This is a genomic window from Conservatibacter flavescens, from assembly GCF_002795425.1.
In the GTDB taxonomy this organism is placed as follows: Bacteria; Pseudomonadota; Gammaproteobacteria; order Enterobacterales; family Pasteurellaceae; genus Conservatibacter; species Conservatibacter flavescens.
In genome coordinates, this window is sequence record NZ_PHHA01000021.1 from 102,571 (window position 1) to 118,431 (window position 15,861).

Below are 15,861 nucleotides of genomic sequence, written 5' to 3' on the forward strand. Positions count from 1 at the left end.
TTATGGATACGTTAACAAAAATAATCTTTATCTATACTATTATCATCATTTTGTTGATTATGTTTGTAGCTATTGTTGATAAATATACGTCTGTTGTATTTTTTAATAAATTAGAATCACTTTTAAAGAAAGGAACGCTAAATGAGGTTAGCTTAATTATTTTAATTCATCAAACTAAAGTTAAGCGTTATTATGTATTTTATACACTGAGAAAACTGTATTTAATGACATTACTCAATGATATAAAAGAACATCAAGATATTTTGTTAAAATTAATACGATATTATGAAAGCGAAGTTGACTTAGTGAATTTGCCAAATAATTTAAAAAAGACAATTAAATTACTTCAACCTAGTACCCCTTCAGCACTCATTAAACAATTAACCGATGAAATTAATACACTTTATTTATCAGATAAAAAACACAAGATATGTAATCTGATTCTGGGTGGTGCTGGTGTTTTCTTAACGATAATTAGCTTTATACAAAATTATTATAAAATTTTTTAAAATAATTTTGAGATGCATTATACGGTAATGTTGGAATAATAGGTGTTATTCTTATTATTAGATGGTACGTATTATGGCAAATTTTTATCTTGGTTTAGTGCTCTTAATGATTTGTGGTGCAAGCACTTTCGTAGGATTTACCGCTTTGTTCAGCGAGCCAAGACAATATAGGCTCGCTTGTTTCTATTTTATTCTCGGTATAAATACATTATCCATCGCATTATATCTATTTTCTCCATTTCTAAAATTCTCTTAATTCTGAATAGAATTTCCCATTAAATTCCTACGCTGTTTTTGGCAACCTTAACCCGAATCAATTTTAAAGGTAGGAGATGTCAATGAACACGTTAGGAAAAGCAACTTTATTTGCGGTTTCAATTGTAGCAATTAATGTGCAAGCAACTGAAAAAGAGCAACTTGCTCAAGCGATAAAGCAGTTAGATGCAGCACAACTATCACTGCAACGAGCGAATGCCGAAGCGAGAACTTCAGCAAAAAGCCGCGAATATTTTGATTATGGTGCTATTACGCAAGATATTAACGCGATAAAAAGTGGCATTAATCAATATATAAACCCTTCTCGAGCTATTCCTCGTGATCCTAACGCTTTTCGCACCTTGAAAGAAGACTATACCAAGTTGAGAAATCAGGGAGAAAAGCGTGGCAAATGATTATACACCCGTTGATGCTTTTCAAGCAGCAAGTGGAATCAACGCAACTGAATTACGTACCTTTTTAGCTATTTGCTTCATTGCGGCACTTTTTTTTGCTTATGTTTGGGCGATTAAAAAGGGGTTTGATGGTTTTCATGTTGACGGAGACATTTTTGGTTATTTGAAATTGGTTCTTAAAGGGGCAGCGATAATTATCGTTGTCGTAATATTTTTCACTTATTAGGGGAATCTATGAATCCTTTACATTCACTTACTTTCAAAGCAAAACAAGGTTGGCAATGGGTATCGCAACGCTATCTCGCGGTAATGTTATTCTGCTTCGGTGCGATTCAAAATGCATTTGCAGCAGGACCTGATGCATCCAAAATTCCAGATTTCCAAATCCCGGGTGTAGATAGTAACACTAAAGATCCAATGGAAATTATCTATATCGTTGTCAAGTCACTTGTAACCCTTGCCGCTGTGCTATTCGCTGCTTGGTGTATTATGACGGTGGTTAAGGCATTGATTAAAACGTATAACCAAGCAACGGATGAATCCGACAAAAAAGGGTGGGGACCATTTATCGCCGCACTTATTATCGGTTTTATTCTTATCTTCTTCTCACTATGGTTAGTAAAAATGGCTATCGGCCTTTTCTAATCTCACATACCCACAGGATAAGCCATGTCAAATCAAGATGAAATCCAATTCCTACCTACTCGTTTAAACCGAGAAGCGACCGTATATGGTGGGATGACTGTATCTGAGTTTGGTTTAACAGCTGCAATAGGCTTTGGTGTTGGACTTGTATTAGGCATTATTCTGTGGGTCATCGGACTATCGTGGCTTTTTGTTCCAGCTCTAGCAATGTTGCTATGTATTGTATTTGTATTGATCGGAAAAACACTTGTCGCACGTTTAAAAAGAGGTAAGCCTGAAGCCTATTTAAACCGTCTTATTGAAGAGCGTATTGATTCACTTTTAGGCGGTAATAAATTTATTCGGCGACAAGGTTTTTGGAACACTCGTCGTTCTTCAAAAGGATTATTTTAATGAGTAGACTAAAAAGCGAGTTAAAAAATAAAGATCGCCAACTGACTGTAGCAAAGATTTCGGTTATTTGTATTACTGTTATCTGTTTTGCGCTTATTTTTGTTATTTATACATTTCCAAGTACGCTACGAATTTTTATCCCACCTGATATGAGAGCAGCTAGCCAGCGGCCTTGGTGGGAAGTACCGCCTGCAACAGTCTATGCTTTTGCCTATCAAACTTTTCAACAACTTAACCGCTGGACATTAGATGGGACAAACGATTATGAGAAAAATATTACTGCACTTAAACCTTATTTAACGCCATCTTGTGAAGCCTTTTTACAAAAGGATTATGAAGACAGACAACGTCATAGTGAATTACGTGATCGGGTTCGTGGGGTTTATGAAATTCCTGGAAGAGGATTTAGTGATGAAAGGGTCATTATTCATAATCAAGATAGTTGGACAGTAAATTTAGATCTCAGTGTTGATGAATATTATAAAGATGAGCCTGTTAAACGTGTTTTAACCCGTTTTCCTATCAGTATTGTTCGAATGGATGTTGATTCTCAGCGTAACCCGTGGGGATTAGGATTTAATTGCTATTCTTCTATTCCATTACGTTTAGAGGCTAGCGAAACAGGGGAGAAAAAGTAAATGAGCTATAAAGTATTAAGCAATTTAACCGCTCTTTTAATCGGCGGATGTGCATTAACTGCTCAAGCTGATATTTTAATGAAGTGGCAACGTATTCCACTTTCTGTTGATTTACAGGTAGAAAAGGAACGAATCATTCTTGTTGATAAAAATGTCAAGGTGGGCTACCCAAAATCCCTTGATGGAAAAATACGTTTGCAGTCAACTGGGGGAGCCGTTTATATCAAAGCATTGGAAGCATTTCCTACTGCACGTTTACAGCTCAAGGATATGATGACGAATGAAATCATTTTAATTGATGTTGCTGCAAAAGAGAAAATTGCAAACCCAGAAGAAACTATTCGTTTGGTTTATGAGGGAAAACTAGAAAATCAACCAAGTAATTTTAATCAAAATGATGAGTTCCAGGAAATAACCGATATTCCAGTACCTCAACTACCTGTTCCTGCTGCACTTACACGTTATGCTGCACAAATGCTCTATGCTCCATTAAGAACAGTAGAACCTGTTGCTGGTGTACGGCAAGTTGCTCATAGGTTACCAACAAAAATTACGACATTATTACCTGCTTTACCTGTAACAGCTACACCATTAATGAGTTGGCAATTAGATGATTATATTGTAACCGCAGTACGTTTACAAAATCGTGGTACACAACGGTTAGAGCTTGATCCAAGAGAACTACAAGGGCGTTTTTATGCTGCAACTTTTCAACACGCTTGGTTAGGAGGAGCTGGTTCGACAGAAGATACAACAACGGTTTACTTGGTAACAGAAGGTTATCCTAATAAAGCATTTATTCCCGAAACAAAACTTTATTCACCACCTAAAAAGCTGAAGAAAACAACAAAGATTGTTGTGAAAAAAGTTATTGATGGGACGAGAGCGTCAACACTATCTAAGGAGAGTCAGAATGAAAGCCAATAAAATGTTTCTTGTGATCTCCTTGATTATTATTTTAATGATCGGTGGTGTGTCTTATCTATTGTTTAGTAACTCAGCTCCATCATTACCAATATCAAACAAAAATGTGTTGGATACAGCTATCAAAGATCTTACACCGGAAGAGATTCGTCAGCTTGGGCTAGAAGGCGATACCAAAAATGATACGGTACGTACATTAATTGGTGCTGCGAAGGAAGGTAATCGTAGATACGACAGAGTGATTTCTCAAAATGACAAAATTATACGGGAAAATGAAGAGCTCCGTAAAAGAGAACAAAATGTACAACAACAAGTCGATGAGGCTGTACAGGCTAAAACGCAAGAGTTACAAGATGTCGTTGAAATGTTAAAAAGTGAAATTGCCCATTTAGCTCAAAACCAAACAACATCTAACCAAGCGGTATCATCTCAAGAAAATATATCGACCAATAGCACAGGGAACATTCAATCAAATACGCCTTTGCCTATTGGCAATACTGTACCAGGATCAACCTCTATAATTGATGATGAAAATGCGGTGGAATGGATTAGTCCAGATGATCAAATTCAAGACGAGAAAAATCCAGCAAAAATAGGTTTTCCTAATAACCATACACCAAATGGCTATACCTCTGGTAAAAGAGGACTGCCATTTATTGAAGGAAGCGATGATAACGCAACTGGAACAAATACTGCTCAAACTCGCTCATTGAATTCAAAGCAGAAAAAGAAAATAGCCACTTATACTATACCAGAGAATTCCACTTTAATGGGTTCAACATCAATGACTGCACTTTTAGGTCGTATTCCTATTGGTAATTCAGTCAATGATCCTTATCCATTTAAAGTCATTATTGGGCGAGATAATCTTATTGCGAACGGCATTGAATTACCAGATATTGAGCAAGCGATTGTCTCAGGGACAGCAACAGGTGATTGGACGCTCTCTTGTGTCCGAGGGAATGTTAAAAGTCTGACTTTTGTTTTCAGTGATGGACGTATTGTTACCAGTGGAAAAAACAATAGTGAGACGATTGGCTGGTTATCTGATCCACATGGAATTCCTTGTATTCCTGGTGAGCGAAAAACGAATGCGCCTGAATATTTAGGTACACACTTTCTATTAGCTGCTGCAGGAGCAGCTGCGCAAGGCTATTCTCAAGCTCAAACGACCACGGTTGTTGATGGTAATGCTGTCGTTGGAGCCGTAACTGGGCAACAAGGTAAATATGTCGTTGGACAAGCACTTGGGCAAGGCATTCAAGAAACAGCAAACTGGTTTAAGGAACGTTATGGCCAAAATTTCGATGCAGTATATGTTCCTCCAGGTCATGCTGTGGCCATTCACATAGATAAAGCGATTGAAATTGATTATGACCTCGATGGTCGCAAAGTGAAATATGGACGAGTTTCTCGTTCATCTCAACTTGATTAAGGAATGATGTGATGAAAAAGATAACGATGTTAAGTGTTATAGGTCTCGTATTTTTGCTCTCTGCCTGCTCAACTTCTCAAAAAGAGCTATTACCTACGGGAGAAGAAACAATGCGTGATATTTGGAATAAAGGCGGTAGTGAGGCCCAATTACAATATTATCGAGATAGTGATAACCGTCGGATTGATCCTGTTAATTACATTTCAAGCAATGAGCAGAGTGCATATACCCGAACAGCGGAAAATGAAATTAAAAACCTGTTTCCGCAGCTCCCTAATCCTGATTTGATTATGTATGTTTACCCGCATTTATCAACCTCCGGTGAACCAATGCCGATACCAGGCTATTCCACAGTAATTCCATTTTATGGTCGAGTGCAGTATGCCCAACCAGGTGAACGTACAAGGGGGTTATAATGGGATTCATGCAGGACGTATTGTCATCATTTTTTCCGGATAAAAAGGATCATAAACTACCTAGAAGCCAGACAACCACTGAGTCTGTATCGGTAAATTCTAATGAGATTAAATTTTCTGACACAATAAAACGTAGCGGTAAATTGACTCAATCTGAACATCATCAAAAATTATATGGTAAGCCCCCATCTTTTGTCGATCATTTACCTTGGGCGGAGTTCTTGGAAGATGAAGGCGTAATGCTGTTAGATGATGCCCGTAGTGTAGGAGCCGTTTTCGATTTAAAACCTATTGGAACGGAAGGACGTGGTGATGATTATTTAAGCCGAGTTCGAAGTCTAGTAAAAGATGCAATCCAAGATAGCTTTGATGAATTGGATGCCTATCCTTATGTTGTGCAATTTTATTGCCAAGATGAGAAGGATTTACGGCCTTACATGGAACGGCTAAAAGATTATATTGCACCCAATATTCAAGAAACCGCATTTACCCAAGAATGGCTAAAAAATACAGAAAAACATTTAAACGATATTAGTAAACCTGGTGGTCTATTTGTTGATGACCGAATTACCAACACTATTTGGTCTGGTCGTATTCGTCGAACACGAATGGTAATTTATCGTTATGTTGAAAAAAATGAAGAAAATAATGCAATCGAATCTTTAAATACCGCTTGTGATCGCATTGTCGGTGCATTAACTACGGCGGGGCTTCAACTTACCCGACAAACAGGAGAGCAAATTCATCAATGGTTACTGCGTTGGTTTAATCCCAATCCATCTGCCTACTTTAATTTGGATAATGGAACTTGTTATGACAGATTGCACCAACCAACAACGGCAGAAGGCGATTTGCCTTTTGTTGGACAAGATTTTAGTGAGAATCTATTTTATAACCAACCAGAGAGTAAACATGATTACTGGTATTTTGATGAACAACCACATGAAGTTGTTGTTGTAGATAACCTTAGAAATAATCCTTCAATTGGGCATTTTACAGGTGAAGTCAAGCGAGGTAAAAATATTAATGCTTTGTTTGATTTATTACCTGAATCCACAATTATGGCAACAACGATTGTCATTTATCCGCAAGATAAATTAGAAAATCACCTTGAAAAAATCAGTAGTCGTGCAGTGGGTGAAAATTACGAGTCAGTTTATCTCAAACAAGATGTCAAAACAGTGATGTCATACCTAAAAGATGGGCACAAACTCTATCAAAGTAGTTTGGCATTTTACATTAGTGGCAAAGATGAGAAAGAGTTAAAAAAACGCTCACGGGAATTGAGAACAATCTTACTCAGCAATAATTTAGTGCCTGTCAAAGAAAATGCGGAAATTGCACCATTAAATAGCTATTTACGTTGGTTACCAATGAACTTCAATCCGCAACAAGATATGAAGACACATTATTACACGAAGTACTATTTTGTTCAACATATCGCTAATATGCTACCAGTATTTGGACGAGAAACTGGAACTGGGCACCCTGGTATTACCTATTTTAATCGTGGAGGTTCACCTTTAGATTTTGATCCACTTAATCCGAAAGATAGGGCTAAAAATGCTCATAAACTTTTGTTAGGGCCAACTGGTTCTGGAAAATCAGCGACATTAAATGCACAAATGGCACAATTAATGGCTGTACATCGCCCTCGTTTATTCATTGTAGAAGCAGGTAATTCCTTTGGACTTTTTGCTGATTATGCACAGCGGTATGGTTTAAGTGTTAATCGTATCTCGTTAGAGCCAAGTAGCAATATTGCATTACCTCTCTTTTCTGAAGCACATAAATTGTTATCGATGCAAGTTGATATTGAGAATGTAAGCGATGATGATGAAGACGATGAAAATGGCGATGAACAACGTGATTTATTAGCTGAAATGGAGCTAACAGCACGTTTAATGATCACGGGTGGTGAAGCGAAAGAAGATGACAAAATGAGTCGTGCAGATCGTGCTCAAATTCGTCGAGCTATTATGATGGCCGCGGAAAAAACTTATGCTGAAGGTCGGCAAACCTTAACCGGCGATGTTAAAGCAGCACTAGAAGAATTGAGTCAACACCCTGATACTCGTAAAGAACGGCAGACCAGGCTCGCTGAAATGGCTGAAGCTATGGATATGTTCTGTACAGGGGTAAATGGTCAATTTTTTAATCGGGAAGGTGAAATATGGCCTGAAGCTGATATTACATTAGTTGATTTAGCTATGTTTGCTCGTGAAGGTTATGAAGCAGAATTAGCGATTTCGTATATTTCCTTAATTAACCATATCAATAGTTTGGGTGAAAAATATCAGCACAGTTTCCGACCTATTGTGAATGTAACAGATGAATCGCACATTATTACGGTAAATCCGCTTTTGGCCCGCTTTTTAGTTAAAGGCTCCAAAATGTGGCGTAAGCTCGGTATTTGGTTATGGTTGGCCACACAAAACATGGAAGATTTCCCGAAAGAAGCCGCTAAATTGCTCAGTATGCTGGAATGGTGGGAATTACTTAATATCACGAATGATGAAATTGAAGAAGTAAACCGTTTCCGTAAGCTATCGGATGCACAAAAATTGATGCTGTTGTCGGCGAAAAAAGCAGATAAGAAATATACTGAAGGTGTTGTGCTTTCTACCAATATGGAAGCATTATTCCGCGTTGTGCCGCCGAGTATTTATTTAGCACTGGGAATGACAGAAAAACATGAAAAAGCACAACGACGCACCATTATGGCAGAGCATAAATGTAGTGAATTAGATGCTGCTCTGATTATGGCAAAACAGATAGATAAAGCGAGAGGAATTGCGAATGATGAAAACTACCAACTCGTCGCCTAGTTTAATCCTGACACGCCCTTTATTTAAGGCTGACCCAATTATTCAACCTTTTAATCTTGAGGCAGTTTTAAGTGATTTAGAGCAGCTTTGTATGATCATTCTTGAAAGGGTAGGAAATATACAACAATACATTATTTATCCGCATCGCGTATTTAAACAATGTGCTTGGCATATCAAAATCATTGGTGATAAAGCGAATACCTATCTACTTTTGAATATTAGTGGTTATTACCAATTTATCAATGATGTTAATGCAACTCGTCTTTCCATTAGTGTCATTGATGATATTGATGCATTTTGGTTAACTTATGCACTTGCCAATAAGCTATCTATTGTTCCTGTTGTACCAACAGAAGCATTTCAGGAGTGCGGAATATGAGTATTCGTACAAAAAAACGTAAAATATTGACCGCACTTTTAATCGGTATCTTATCGTTTATCAGTGTATTACTACTTAGTATAGTTGTTGTCACTTATTTACCTGGTGTTAATCTAAATGATTGGTTACGAGAAAATGCAAATTATTGGTTTATTTGGCGATTAGTGCTATATGCCGTGATCTCAATATTAGTCTACCAAATTCATATTTATCGCCCATTATCACGAAAAGTCATATTCTTAATTGCCCTTGCTTTACTGCTTATTGAAGGGCTGAATTGGCTTTATCGCTTGTAGGTAAGGAGAAAAGATGACTTTTAATGTTGATAGTTACCTTGAATATTTTCTCACGTTATTAGGTTGGATAATCAATAATGGTCTATTTGGGCTACTTGTGAATACGGGGTTATTCATTGCCCCACTTATCGCGGTACTGTTCAAAACCTGGTTAGATGTCAAAAAACAAGGTGCTGATGAGGGAAATAAAGGAGACTTATTAATAGAGTGGCTTGGTATTCAATTTTTCCCTGCTATGTTTATTATTGTTTTGACATTAGCACCGATGTTACCTATTTCATTAAGCAATTTAGAATACAATGTAGATCGTTCTAAACAATGTGGGTATAAAGTGCCATTATCACCACAACAATCAGGCTATTCAAATATTGTCAGTGAATTTGCCGATAAACAAGCCCGAGTTCCATTATTATGGGGATTAGTGCACGGTATTAACAAAGGTATTATGCACGGTGCAACATCAACTATTCCTTGTAAATTCGATTTACGGCAGGTTAGATTCGAGATTCAACATGAAAAAATTAATAATCCAGCATTACTCACTGAAGTGAGACAATTTGTACAACAGTGCTATTTACCGTCAAGACGAAAATTACAAGAAAGTCAAGTTTCAATGAACGCTGCTCAAGCACGAGAAGTAAGTTGGTTAGGCGGTAAAATTTTGTTAACAAATAGCGAATTATACCCACGTTATCGAGCAATGCAGCCTATGCAACGTTGGCCATACGATAAGAATCGAGACGAAGGCTTACCTAATACCGGGGATGGTGGCTTTCCACGTTGTGATCAATGGTGGGCAGATAATAATGTGGGTTTGAAAAATATGTTACTGGCTGATATGCGACAAAATTTATCAGCAAAACTAGGTAGTCTGTTTGTTCAGGAAAATATGCAGGATGAAGTCTTATTACGCACATTATTACGTCCAGAAAATGTTGATGTGTCAAGAGGAAAGGTTTATTCCGGTTATGGTGGTAATTTAGATCCTACATTTTCCAATGCAGCGAATAAACTGGTTTCAAGCGCTGGTGTGCTAGTTAGTAAAGCCGCAGTATACCCAGGGTTAGATGCAATGCGAACAGCTCTCCCGATGGTGCAATCGTTGCTTATAATGGCTGTGATTATTATCATTCCTATTGTTACAGTATTTAGTGGATATTCTTTGAAAAGTATTATTACACTGATGTTCGTGCAATTTGCATTAGTGACTACGTCATTTTGGTGGGAGCTTGCTCGTTGGTTAGATTCATCTTTAATTGATATTTTATACGATTCGAGTGGTCATAGTGCGAGCTTTGCACATTTCTTAGATAATGCTGAAGACGATATGATCTTAAACTTTATAATGGGGGTAATGTTTCTTGTATTCCCTACAGTATGGATTGGTTCAATGTCGTGGGCTGGATTTAGCTTAGGTGAATTAGCTAGTCATTTCAATAAAGGTAGCCAGCAAGTACAGCAATCAGGAGGAGCTGTAGGCAAAGAAATTCAACAAAAAATTACGAATAAAATGAAGTAAAAAAAGGGGAATTCTATGTTCCCCTTTTTATGGATAATGATTAATTTCCCCAAGTATTATTGGCATCTATTTCTTCACTATTTTCATTTATTAAAACATCACCATAGTAAAAACCAAATCCAGAATGCCCATCTCTATATCCATCTTGATATTCATCATTATTATCATCATAGCTATTATCGGTATGCGATTTAGACGGGAAATAAAACAAGATGAATGGAATACCTAGGATTACGAACAACCCTATTTTGAAAAACAAATAAAATAAATATGCAAGTAAGCTTAAAGCACCTAAAACGAGAATGGCTTTAATACTCAAAGGAATTGACCAATTTCTAAACGTTAGAACGAGGTTACCAACTTTGTACCCCACTTTTTCTGAGAAAGTCATATTTCCCTCCTTTTGGCTACTTGTCCAAAAATTCACTTACAGAGATGATATTAATATTGCGATAAGGTCGCATACTTAATAAATCTCGTTTATCACCAGTTACAAGATATACCGCATTTGCACTAATTGCAACCTCTAAAAATTGATTGTCTTTTGGATCTTGGCAATCAGTAATCGTTTCGGTAATTTCAACGAACTCTACCACATTGCTTAAGGTGGTAATAAATGCCTCTCGAGCTTCTGGATTGAGGTATTTTGCAAATTTAGGACGGCGAATAACTTCAACAAATTCATTAAATGTATTGTCCGATACACAAATAAGATACTCATTTAATGCTTTTTGTAGTGCTAAGTTAGGCGTTGAAGCAGGGGAGAGCAACGCACTTACTAGCACGTTAGTATCAATCACAATACGATTATAAATAACGTCTTTCATCATCTATCATTTGGTCTAATTCATCTTGTGTCGGAATGTTTTGTGCAGGCTTAAGCTGTTGCAATATTTCTACCGCTCTTTTTCGTGCAAGTAATTGATATGCCTCAATACCATCAGCATAATTTATCATTAACACTGCAGGTCTTCCATATCGCGTGATAGTGATAGGCGTATTGGCTTTCACAAGATCGACATACTCGCCAAAATGATTTTGAAACTGTTTAGAGCTAACTGTATTTGGTGCTGCATTTGGGATTGCATATTCTTTCATTTGTCCCCTCCTTTTTAACCGTAAAGCTAACTATATTAGCTATGATAGCTATCTTTTTTGCAAATTGCAATAAAAATGGAATGTAAAGAATCACCAATACATTCCATTTTAATCTCTATCACTATAACGTTTTATTATAATCCTGTGCGACGGATTTTAGTCGCTGCAAAGTTTTGTTTGATTGGCTTGGTTAAGCTACATTCAACAGAACTGTCGTAGCTATCTCCTTTATAAATGCCTACGCCTGACTCTTCTAAAACTTTGCTACCACGTGCTTGAAGAAAGCCTACACGATAGGATTTTCCTTGATGTTTGAGTTCAATCGTATAAGTTGTAAATCCAGAACCAACAGCAATTTCACTATTAGGATTTGCTAATACTTGGTTAATTGGATTTTTGAAGGTAAATGAACCGTGAGTATATTGGTAATCATTACCCACTTTTTTACGACAATAGGTTTACCATCTGTTGCCGTACACGAGAACACACTATCTTTCTCGTTAGCAGCAAATGCATTTGTTGAAAAAAGAGTGGTTAAGATGATACCCGTAAAAATAGATTTACGCATAAAAAGTTCCTTTTAGTTTAAGTATATTTCTCAAATTACAATAGTTAACCTGCTTTATTCAAAATATAATCTGCTTCTTGATTTCTACGTTTCGCATTGACACCATTATTATGATGTTGCAAACGTCTTACTGCATTTGCCAATACGGTCATATCCCCCGATTGTGCAGAAGCATTTGCAGCTTTCACAACAGATTCTAATTTACTGAGTGAACCATAATTATAAGCTATAGAAGTCAAAGCAGCTTGTGCATTCGGCGGTAATTTATCCCAAGTCGCTGCTGAAACATTATTTCTTGCAGTATTTGCAAAGATTTTACTACGACGGGCTAAATCCCGTTCTGCATCTTCTTGAGAAATTACCATATCTTTAGTTACTTTGACAACTGTTCCATCTGCTTTTGTAATCGTATCTGAACCATAGCCAGTACGATATGCATTTACATCCCAGTATGCTTTATTGCTGAAGCCTTCAAAATTTTTCAATAGTGCAGAGGCTTGTTCAAGTGCAGAACCATTAATTGGTGCGATAGTACCATAATTTCCTCCATTTATATTGCCACTTTGCCCACTTCCACTATAAGTAGGTTTATACGCTGCAACATTGTTGACAATTGGTACATTTAAAGTGATATTCCGACGAGCGAGAGCAATATCACTGGCTTCCATATGATCTTCAATATTGGGGGTACCATATGCGAGATCATTTACGCGTTTATCTACACTGTCGTAAGCGGTTGCATAATTACCTGTATTCGCTTCACGATTAAATTTGTTATTGAAAATAACAGATGCCGTGTTGCTAGTAATAGATTTTTGCATCTCCATTTCCAATTTCACTTGAGAAATTTCTAGGTCAATTTTACTTAATACCTTTTCAAGCTCTGCTTGAGCAACATCATCAGCAGCAACGTAAGGCTCGCGCATTCCTGCAAGGATAGCACGGCGAGCGAGTAACATTTTTTCCATTACTTTGGAGGTCGCAATTTCAGCAGATAAACGTTGGCTTAATACTTCCACATCAGGATCTTCTCGTAACGTTTCTATCAGTCCTCGGGTAATAGGGATTGTATTTGAGCTGAGTTCAGCTAGAAGTTGCCGGCTTGGTGTATCCATATTGAGAATTTGCTCTAGTTTTTCTACCGTACGGACATTTTCTTCCTCAATTTCAGGTGCAAGCCCAACTCCGGCTTTTGAACTGGTTTTCGGACCACAATCTTCAGTACAGGTTGAAATAGATTGTTCACCAATAATGCGAGTCAGAAAATCGGATACTTTCTGCGGTGAATCAAATGTTTGACAAGTTGCCCCATCACACTCTTTTCCAGTGATAACTTTTTCATCAAGTACATTACGATTATTTAACAGGTTATACCCAGCTTTAGCAACATCTTCAATGAGTTTAATAGGCGATTGATTTTCTCCACCTTTCTTTTGCCCTCCAACCCATTCTTTACCTTTTCTACCTTTATTGTCTTCTGCTTTTTTCTGAGCTTTTTGAGCATCTGGCTCTGAAGAGACAATATCTTTATAATTCTCTAAATCAGCTGATTTTGACCAACGTCCATTTAACGTATAATCAGCAAGTTGTTTTGACATTGCCTCGCAACTGGTTTTAAGACGGTTGAAATCAATACGACCTTGGTAAACTCCGTTAGTGAGTATGTCATATAATTGTGGATTAGCTCGTTGAATAATCATTGCAGGAAGACTTGCTACAGCTCCTTTTGCGGAGTCAATGACATTTCCCATTAAATCTTTAAAGCCATCAGTTATTCCATTTAGCTGATTTTTGACAGTCGTTTTAATATCAAAATTGCCACAAGTTAGATTAGCTTTCCACCCGATACCGAATTCAATGGCTTTCAGTGATTTAGCTCGAGTCGGAGGCGTCATATAACCAACACCTCCTCCAATTTGATAGAAAATTTGGTCGGATAAGACTGAATCGGATTTATTAAATTGAATTTTATCTAAAACTGAATCAGATGCATAAATTTGCGATGTGCTAAGAGCAAGTAATACTGCAAAACTAATTTTATTAAGCTGTTTCATTATTTAATCCTTTTATTCATTGTACCAGTCAATACTATATAAAAATGTTTGACCACGACGTTTACAACATTTGTAAGGTCGCCATAATGCCCAAGCATAATTACCTTTTTCAGATTGTAATGTTGGTGGGGTATCAGGGAAGGTGCTACAAGATTTGGACATTTCGGGTGAAAGTTGTTGCCACTTATGATTTTTACTATTTCCTTCTTTCACTGGATCGGGATACCAAGTTCCGGCACCGCCGGTTCGAGCCGCTGGTTGATATATATGTAGTTGTCCATTACGGCTGACAATATCTGCAATCCGTTGAGCAATAACGGCTGAGGCTTTATAATCGTTGACTTGCGTTACCGCTCCTCCTCGTGGAAATATATTGCCCCACGTATCTCCTGCACGTTTAATTTCACGCATCCCAGGAGTTAAGGCTTCGGGATAAAACATCTCTGGCAGATTTTGTCGCCAAGCAAAATAATCGAGGCTACTGAGAAAATAAGGCATAAAAGGGGTTGTTTGGCTCTGACAATAATAGCCTGTACTATTCAGTAAACTTGAAATAGCACCTTGTGGATGTCCAATTGCTGTTGCGTTTTTAAATGTGAGTTGAGTGTAATTTTTTTGTGGTGAGCGATATTCCCCACCTTTAACGCCTTGTGACATTAAATTCATTTCAGCCCAAGGATTCTGCCCTTCATGGTTGTAAGCTGACATAACCATTTCAGGTAGAAAGTGTCGCACTTTAGTAGAAGTGCGCACCTTGCAGCCAAACTGAGTGCAAAATAACCAAAAACAAGTTCCTACGACTTTATATTCTAAGCAACTAGGAGAAGCACTTGATGCCATGATGGTTGCTGTATTGATTTCTGCTTGTGCAGTTATTGCTAATGCTAAAGTGCTACAAATTGCGGTCAATTTTTTAGGTATTTTGACTGCCATATTATTTCTCCTGTTTTTGTTGTTTTACCCAGTTTTCCCAAAGAGAAAGTGCTTGTTGTACGTCATTTACCCCATATATAACCGAGTTTCCAAAATGTGGGCTTTCAAACAATATTGCAGGTACTTTGCGAATACCATTTTGCCAGCCATGAATAACGCCTTGATAACGGTGTTGTAACTCTTTAAGGCTATTTTGTACTTCTTGTGTTTGAAATATAGCTTTTGCTTGTTGTTCAGCCAGCTTAGGGTCAGCACTCAATGTATGACTAAATTGTTCTTCCCATTTTTCTACATCATCCAATTGATAAATAAAATGGGCAAGGGATTGGTTTTGGATAGGATATGTGTGCGTACTGAATACAAAAATCTGTACAGGTGATGTCTGTTCAGCAAAAATAGGCGAACTTAACAATAAAGATAAAGTGAGTATTCGCTTTAGCATTTCGTATTTCCTAAATAAAGATTAAATATTTCCTACATTAGCGAACTTGCCCATTGAACAGAATGATTAATTCTCTTTAAGATAGAGATAATTTTTGTGTAAATAAACAACAG

Annotated in this window: 20 protein-coding genes; 13 read left to right on the top strand and 7 right to left on the bottom strand. The window is 37.2% G+C overall.

Going from position 1 to position 15,861, the window contains the following annotated elements; all coding sequences use genetic code 11:
• The first annotated feature begins 2 nt into the window (after positions 1 to 2).
• The 13 genes from CVP05_RS09705 (at position 3) to CVP05_RS09765 (ending at position 10,653) form a co-directional block, all read left to right on the top strand.
• Positions 3 to 509 carry a hypothetical protein gene (locus CVP05_RS09705; RefSeq protein ID WP_100289373.1) on the top strand — a complete coding sequence of 169 codons (507 nt, stop codon included), beginning with the start codon at positions 3 to 5 and terminating at the stop codon, positions 507 to 509.
• A gap of 338 nt (positions 510 to 847) precedes the next feature.
• Positions 848 to 1,180 carry an integrative conjugative element protein, RAQPRD family gene (locus CVP05_RS09710; RefSeq protein ID WP_243389226.1) on the top strand — a complete coding sequence of 111 codons (333 nt, stop codon included), beginning with the start codon at positions 848 to 850 and terminating at the stop codon, positions 1,178 to 1,180.
• Complete coding sequence (locus tag CVP05_RS09715) at positions 1,170 to 1,406, top strand: DUF3262 family protein (RefSeq protein ID WP_100289375.1); 237 nt, start codon at positions 1,170 to 1,172, stop codon at positions 1,404 to 1,406. The genes CVP05_RS09710 and CVP05_RS09715 overlap by 11 nt, the downstream gene beginning before the upstream one ends.
• Positions 1,407 to 1,414: 8 nt before the next feature.
• Positions 1,415 to 1,825, top strand: a complete 411-nt coding sequence (locus CVP05_RS09720; protein ID WP_100289376.1) for a DUF2976 domain-containing protein — start codon at positions 1,415 to 1,417, stop codon at positions 1,823 to 1,825.
• Between the two features lie 24 nt (positions 1,826 to 1,849).
• A complete protein-coding gene (locus tag CVP05_RS09725; protein WP_100289377.1) occupies positions 1,850 to 2,218 on the top strand; it encodes a TIGR03750 family conjugal transfer protein in 369 nt (122 codons plus the stop codon).
• Positions 2,218 to 2,856, top strand: coding sequence for a PFL_4703 family integrating conjugative element protein (locus tag CVP05_RS09730; RefSeq protein ID WP_100289378.1), 639 nt, complete (start codon positions 2,218 to 2,220; stop codon positions 2,854 to 2,856). The genes CVP05_RS09725 and CVP05_RS09730 overlap by 1 nt, the downstream gene beginning before the upstream one ends.
• Complete coding sequence (locus CVP05_RS09735) at positions 2,857 to 3,783, top strand: TIGR03749 family integrating conjugative element protein (protein WP_100289379.1); 927 nt, start codon at positions 2,857 to 2,859, stop codon at positions 3,781 to 3,783.
• The gene (locus CVP05_RS09740) at positions 3,770 to 5,215 is read left to right on the top strand and encodes a TIGR03752 family integrating conjugative element protein (protein WP_100289380.1); all 1,446 of its coding nucleotides are present in this window, start codon (positions 3,770 to 3,772) and stop codon (positions 5,213 to 5,215) included. Before CVP05_RS09735 ends, CVP05_RS09740 begins: the two co-directional genes overlap by 14 nt.
• Positions 5,216 to 5,226: 11 nt before the next feature.
• Positions 5,227 to 5,631, top strand: a complete 405-nt coding sequence (locus CVP05_RS09745; protein ID WP_100289381.1) for a TIGR03751 family conjugal transfer lipoprotein — start codon at positions 5,227 to 5,229, stop codon at positions 5,629 to 5,631.
• The gene (locus CVP05_RS09750; RefSeq protein WP_100289382.1) at positions 5,631 to 8,459 is read left to right on the top strand and encodes a conjugative transfer ATPase; all 2,829 of its coding nucleotides are present in this window, start codon (positions 5,631 to 5,633) and stop codon (positions 8,457 to 8,459) included. Before CVP05_RS09745 ends, CVP05_RS09750 begins: the two co-directional genes overlap by 1 nt.
• On the top strand, positions 8,431 to 8,838 hold the full coding sequence (locus CVP05_RS09755) for a hypothetical protein (protein WP_100289383.1): 408 nt from the start codon (positions 8,431 to 8,433) through the stop codon (positions 8,836 to 8,838). Before CVP05_RS09750 ends, CVP05_RS09755 begins: the two co-directional genes overlap by 29 nt.
• Positions 8,835 to 9,134, top strand: a complete 300-nt coding sequence (locus tag CVP05_RS09760) for a hypothetical protein (protein WP_100289384.1) — start codon at positions 8,835 to 8,837, stop codon at positions 9,132 to 9,134. The genes CVP05_RS09755 and CVP05_RS09760 overlap by 4 nt, the downstream gene beginning before the upstream one ends.
• Positions 9,135 to 9,147: 13 nt before the next feature.
• Positions 9,148 to 10,653 carry a conjugal transfer protein TraG N-terminal domain-containing protein gene (locus CVP05_RS09765; RefSeq protein ID WP_100289385.1) on the top strand — a complete coding sequence of 502 codons (1,506 nt, stop codon included), beginning with the start codon at positions 9,148 to 9,150 and terminating at the stop codon, positions 10,651 to 10,653.
• Positions 10,654 to 10,693: 40 nt separating this feature from the next.
• Here the strand turns inward: CVP05_RS09765 and CVP05_RS09770 are convergent, their stop codons facing one another.
• The 7 genes from CVP05_RS09770 to CVP05_RS09800 form a co-directional block, all read right to left on the bottom strand.
• On the bottom strand, positions 10,694 to 11,044 hold the full coding sequence (locus CVP05_RS09770; RefSeq protein ID WP_100289386.1) for a hypothetical protein: 351 nt from the start codon (positions 11,042 to 11,044) through the stop codon (positions 10,694 to 10,696).
• Positions 11,045 to 11,060: 16 nt separating this feature from the next.
• On the bottom strand, positions 11,061 to 11,480 hold the full coding sequence (locus tag CVP05_RS09775; RefSeq protein ID WP_207761365.1) for a putative toxin-antitoxin system toxin component, PIN family: 420 nt from the start codon (positions 11,478 to 11,480) through the stop codon (positions 11,061 to 11,063).
• Positions 11,461 to 11,751: a type II toxin-antitoxin system Phd/YefM family antitoxin gene (locus CVP05_RS09780; RefSeq protein WP_100289388.1), complete on the bottom strand. Its 291-nt coding sequence runs from the start codon at positions 11,749 to 11,751 to the stop codon at positions 11,461 to 11,463. Before CVP05_RS09780 ends, CVP05_RS09775 begins: the two co-directional genes overlap by 20 nt.
• 134 nt (positions 11,752 to 11,885) lie before the next feature.
• Entirely contained in the window at positions 11,886 to 12,191 is a 306-nt protein-coding gene (locus CVP05_RS09785; RefSeq protein ID WP_100289389.1) for a hypothetical protein, read from the bottom strand.
• A gap of 172 nt (positions 12,192 to 12,363) precedes the next feature.
• A complete protein-coding gene (locus tag CVP05_RS09790; RefSeq protein WP_100289390.1) occupies positions 12,364 to 14,373 on the bottom strand; it encodes an integrating conjugative element protein in 2,010 nt (669 codons plus the stop codon).
• A 12-nt stretch (positions 14,374 to 14,385) separates the two neighbouring features.
• Positions 14,386 to 15,306: a TIGR03756 family integrating conjugative element protein gene (locus CVP05_RS09795; protein WP_100289391.1), complete on the bottom strand. Its 921-nt coding sequence runs from the start codon at positions 15,304 to 15,306 to the stop codon at positions 14,386 to 14,388.
• Between the two features lies 1 nt (position 15,307).
• The gene (locus CVP05_RS09800; protein WP_100289392.1) at positions 15,308 to 15,748 is read right to left on the bottom strand and encodes a TIGR03757 family integrating conjugative element protein; all 441 of its coding nucleotides are present in this window, start codon (positions 15,746 to 15,748) and stop codon (positions 15,308 to 15,310) included.
• Positions 15,749 to 15,861: the final 113 nt, after the last annotated feature.

Bases quoted from the DNA above. Each gene is read 5' to 3' on its own strand.
- CVP05_RS09705 (WP_100289373.1), top strand. From the start codon at position 3: ATGGATACGTTAACAAAAATAATCTTTATCTATACTATTATCATCATT.
- CVP05_RS09710 (WP_243389226.1), top strand. From the start codon at position 848: ATGAACACGTTAGGAAAAGCAACTTTATTTGCGGTTTCAATTGTAGCA.
- CVP05_RS09720 (WP_100289376.1), top strand. From the start codon at position 1,415: ATGAATCCTTTACATTCACTTACTTTCAAAGCAAAACAAGGTTGGCAA.
- CVP05_RS09725 (WP_100289377.1), top strand. From the start codon at position 1,850: ATGTCAAATCAAGATGAAATCCAATTCCTACCTACTCGTTTAAACCGA.
- CVP05_RS09730 (WP_100289378.1), top strand. From the start codon at position 2,218: ATGAGTAGACTAAAAAGCGAGTTAAAAAATAAAGATCGCCAACTGACT.
- CVP05_RS09735 (WP_100289379.1), top strand. From the start codon at position 2,857: ATGAGCTATAAAGTATTAAGCAATTTAACCGCTCTTTTAATCGGCGGA.
- CVP05_RS09740 (WP_100289380.1), top strand. From the start codon at position 3,770: ATGAAAGCCAATAAAATGTTTCTTGTGATCTCCTTGATTATTATTTTA.
- CVP05_RS09745 (WP_100289381.1), top strand. From the start codon at position 5,227: ATGAAAAAGATAACGATGTTAAGTGTTATAGGTCTCGTATTTTTGCTC.
- CVP05_RS09750 (WP_100289382.1), top strand. From the start codon at position 5,631: ATGGGATTCATGCAGGACGTATTGTCATCATTTTTTCCGGATAAAAAG.
- CVP05_RS09755 (WP_100289383.1), top strand. From the start codon at position 8,431: ATGATGAAAACTACCAACTCGTCGCCTAGTTTAATCCTGACACGCCCT.
- CVP05_RS09760 (WP_100289384.1), top strand. From the start codon at position 8,835: ATGAGTATTCGTACAAAAAAACGTAAAATATTGACCGCACTTTTAATC.
- CVP05_RS09765 (WP_100289385.1), top strand. From the start codon at position 9,148: ATGACTTTTAATGTTGATAGTTACCTTGAATATTTTCTCACGTTATTA.
- CVP05_RS09770 (WP_100289386.1), bottom strand. From the start codon at position 11,044: ATGACTTTCTCAGAAAAAGTGGGGTACAAAGTTGGTAACCTCGTTCTA.
- CVP05_RS09775 (WP_207761365.1), bottom strand. From the start codon at position 11,480: ATGAAAGACGTTATTTATAATCGTATTGTGATTGATACTAACGTGCTA.
- CVP05_RS09780 (WP_100289388.1), bottom strand. From the start codon at position 11,751: ATGAAAGAATATGCAATCCCAAATGCAGCACCAAATACAGTTAGCTCT.
- CVP05_RS09790 (WP_100289390.1), bottom strand. From the start codon at position 14,373: ATGAAACAGCTTAATAAAATTAGTTTTGCAGTATTACTTGCTCTTAGC.
- CVP05_RS09795 (WP_100289391.1), bottom strand. From the start codon at position 15,306: ATGGCAGTCAAAATACCTAAAAAATTGACCGCAATTTGTAGCACTTTA.
- CVP05_RS09800 (WP_100289392.1), bottom strand. From the start codon at position 15,748: ATGCTAAAGCGAATACTCACTTTATCTTTATTGTTAAGTTCGCCTATT.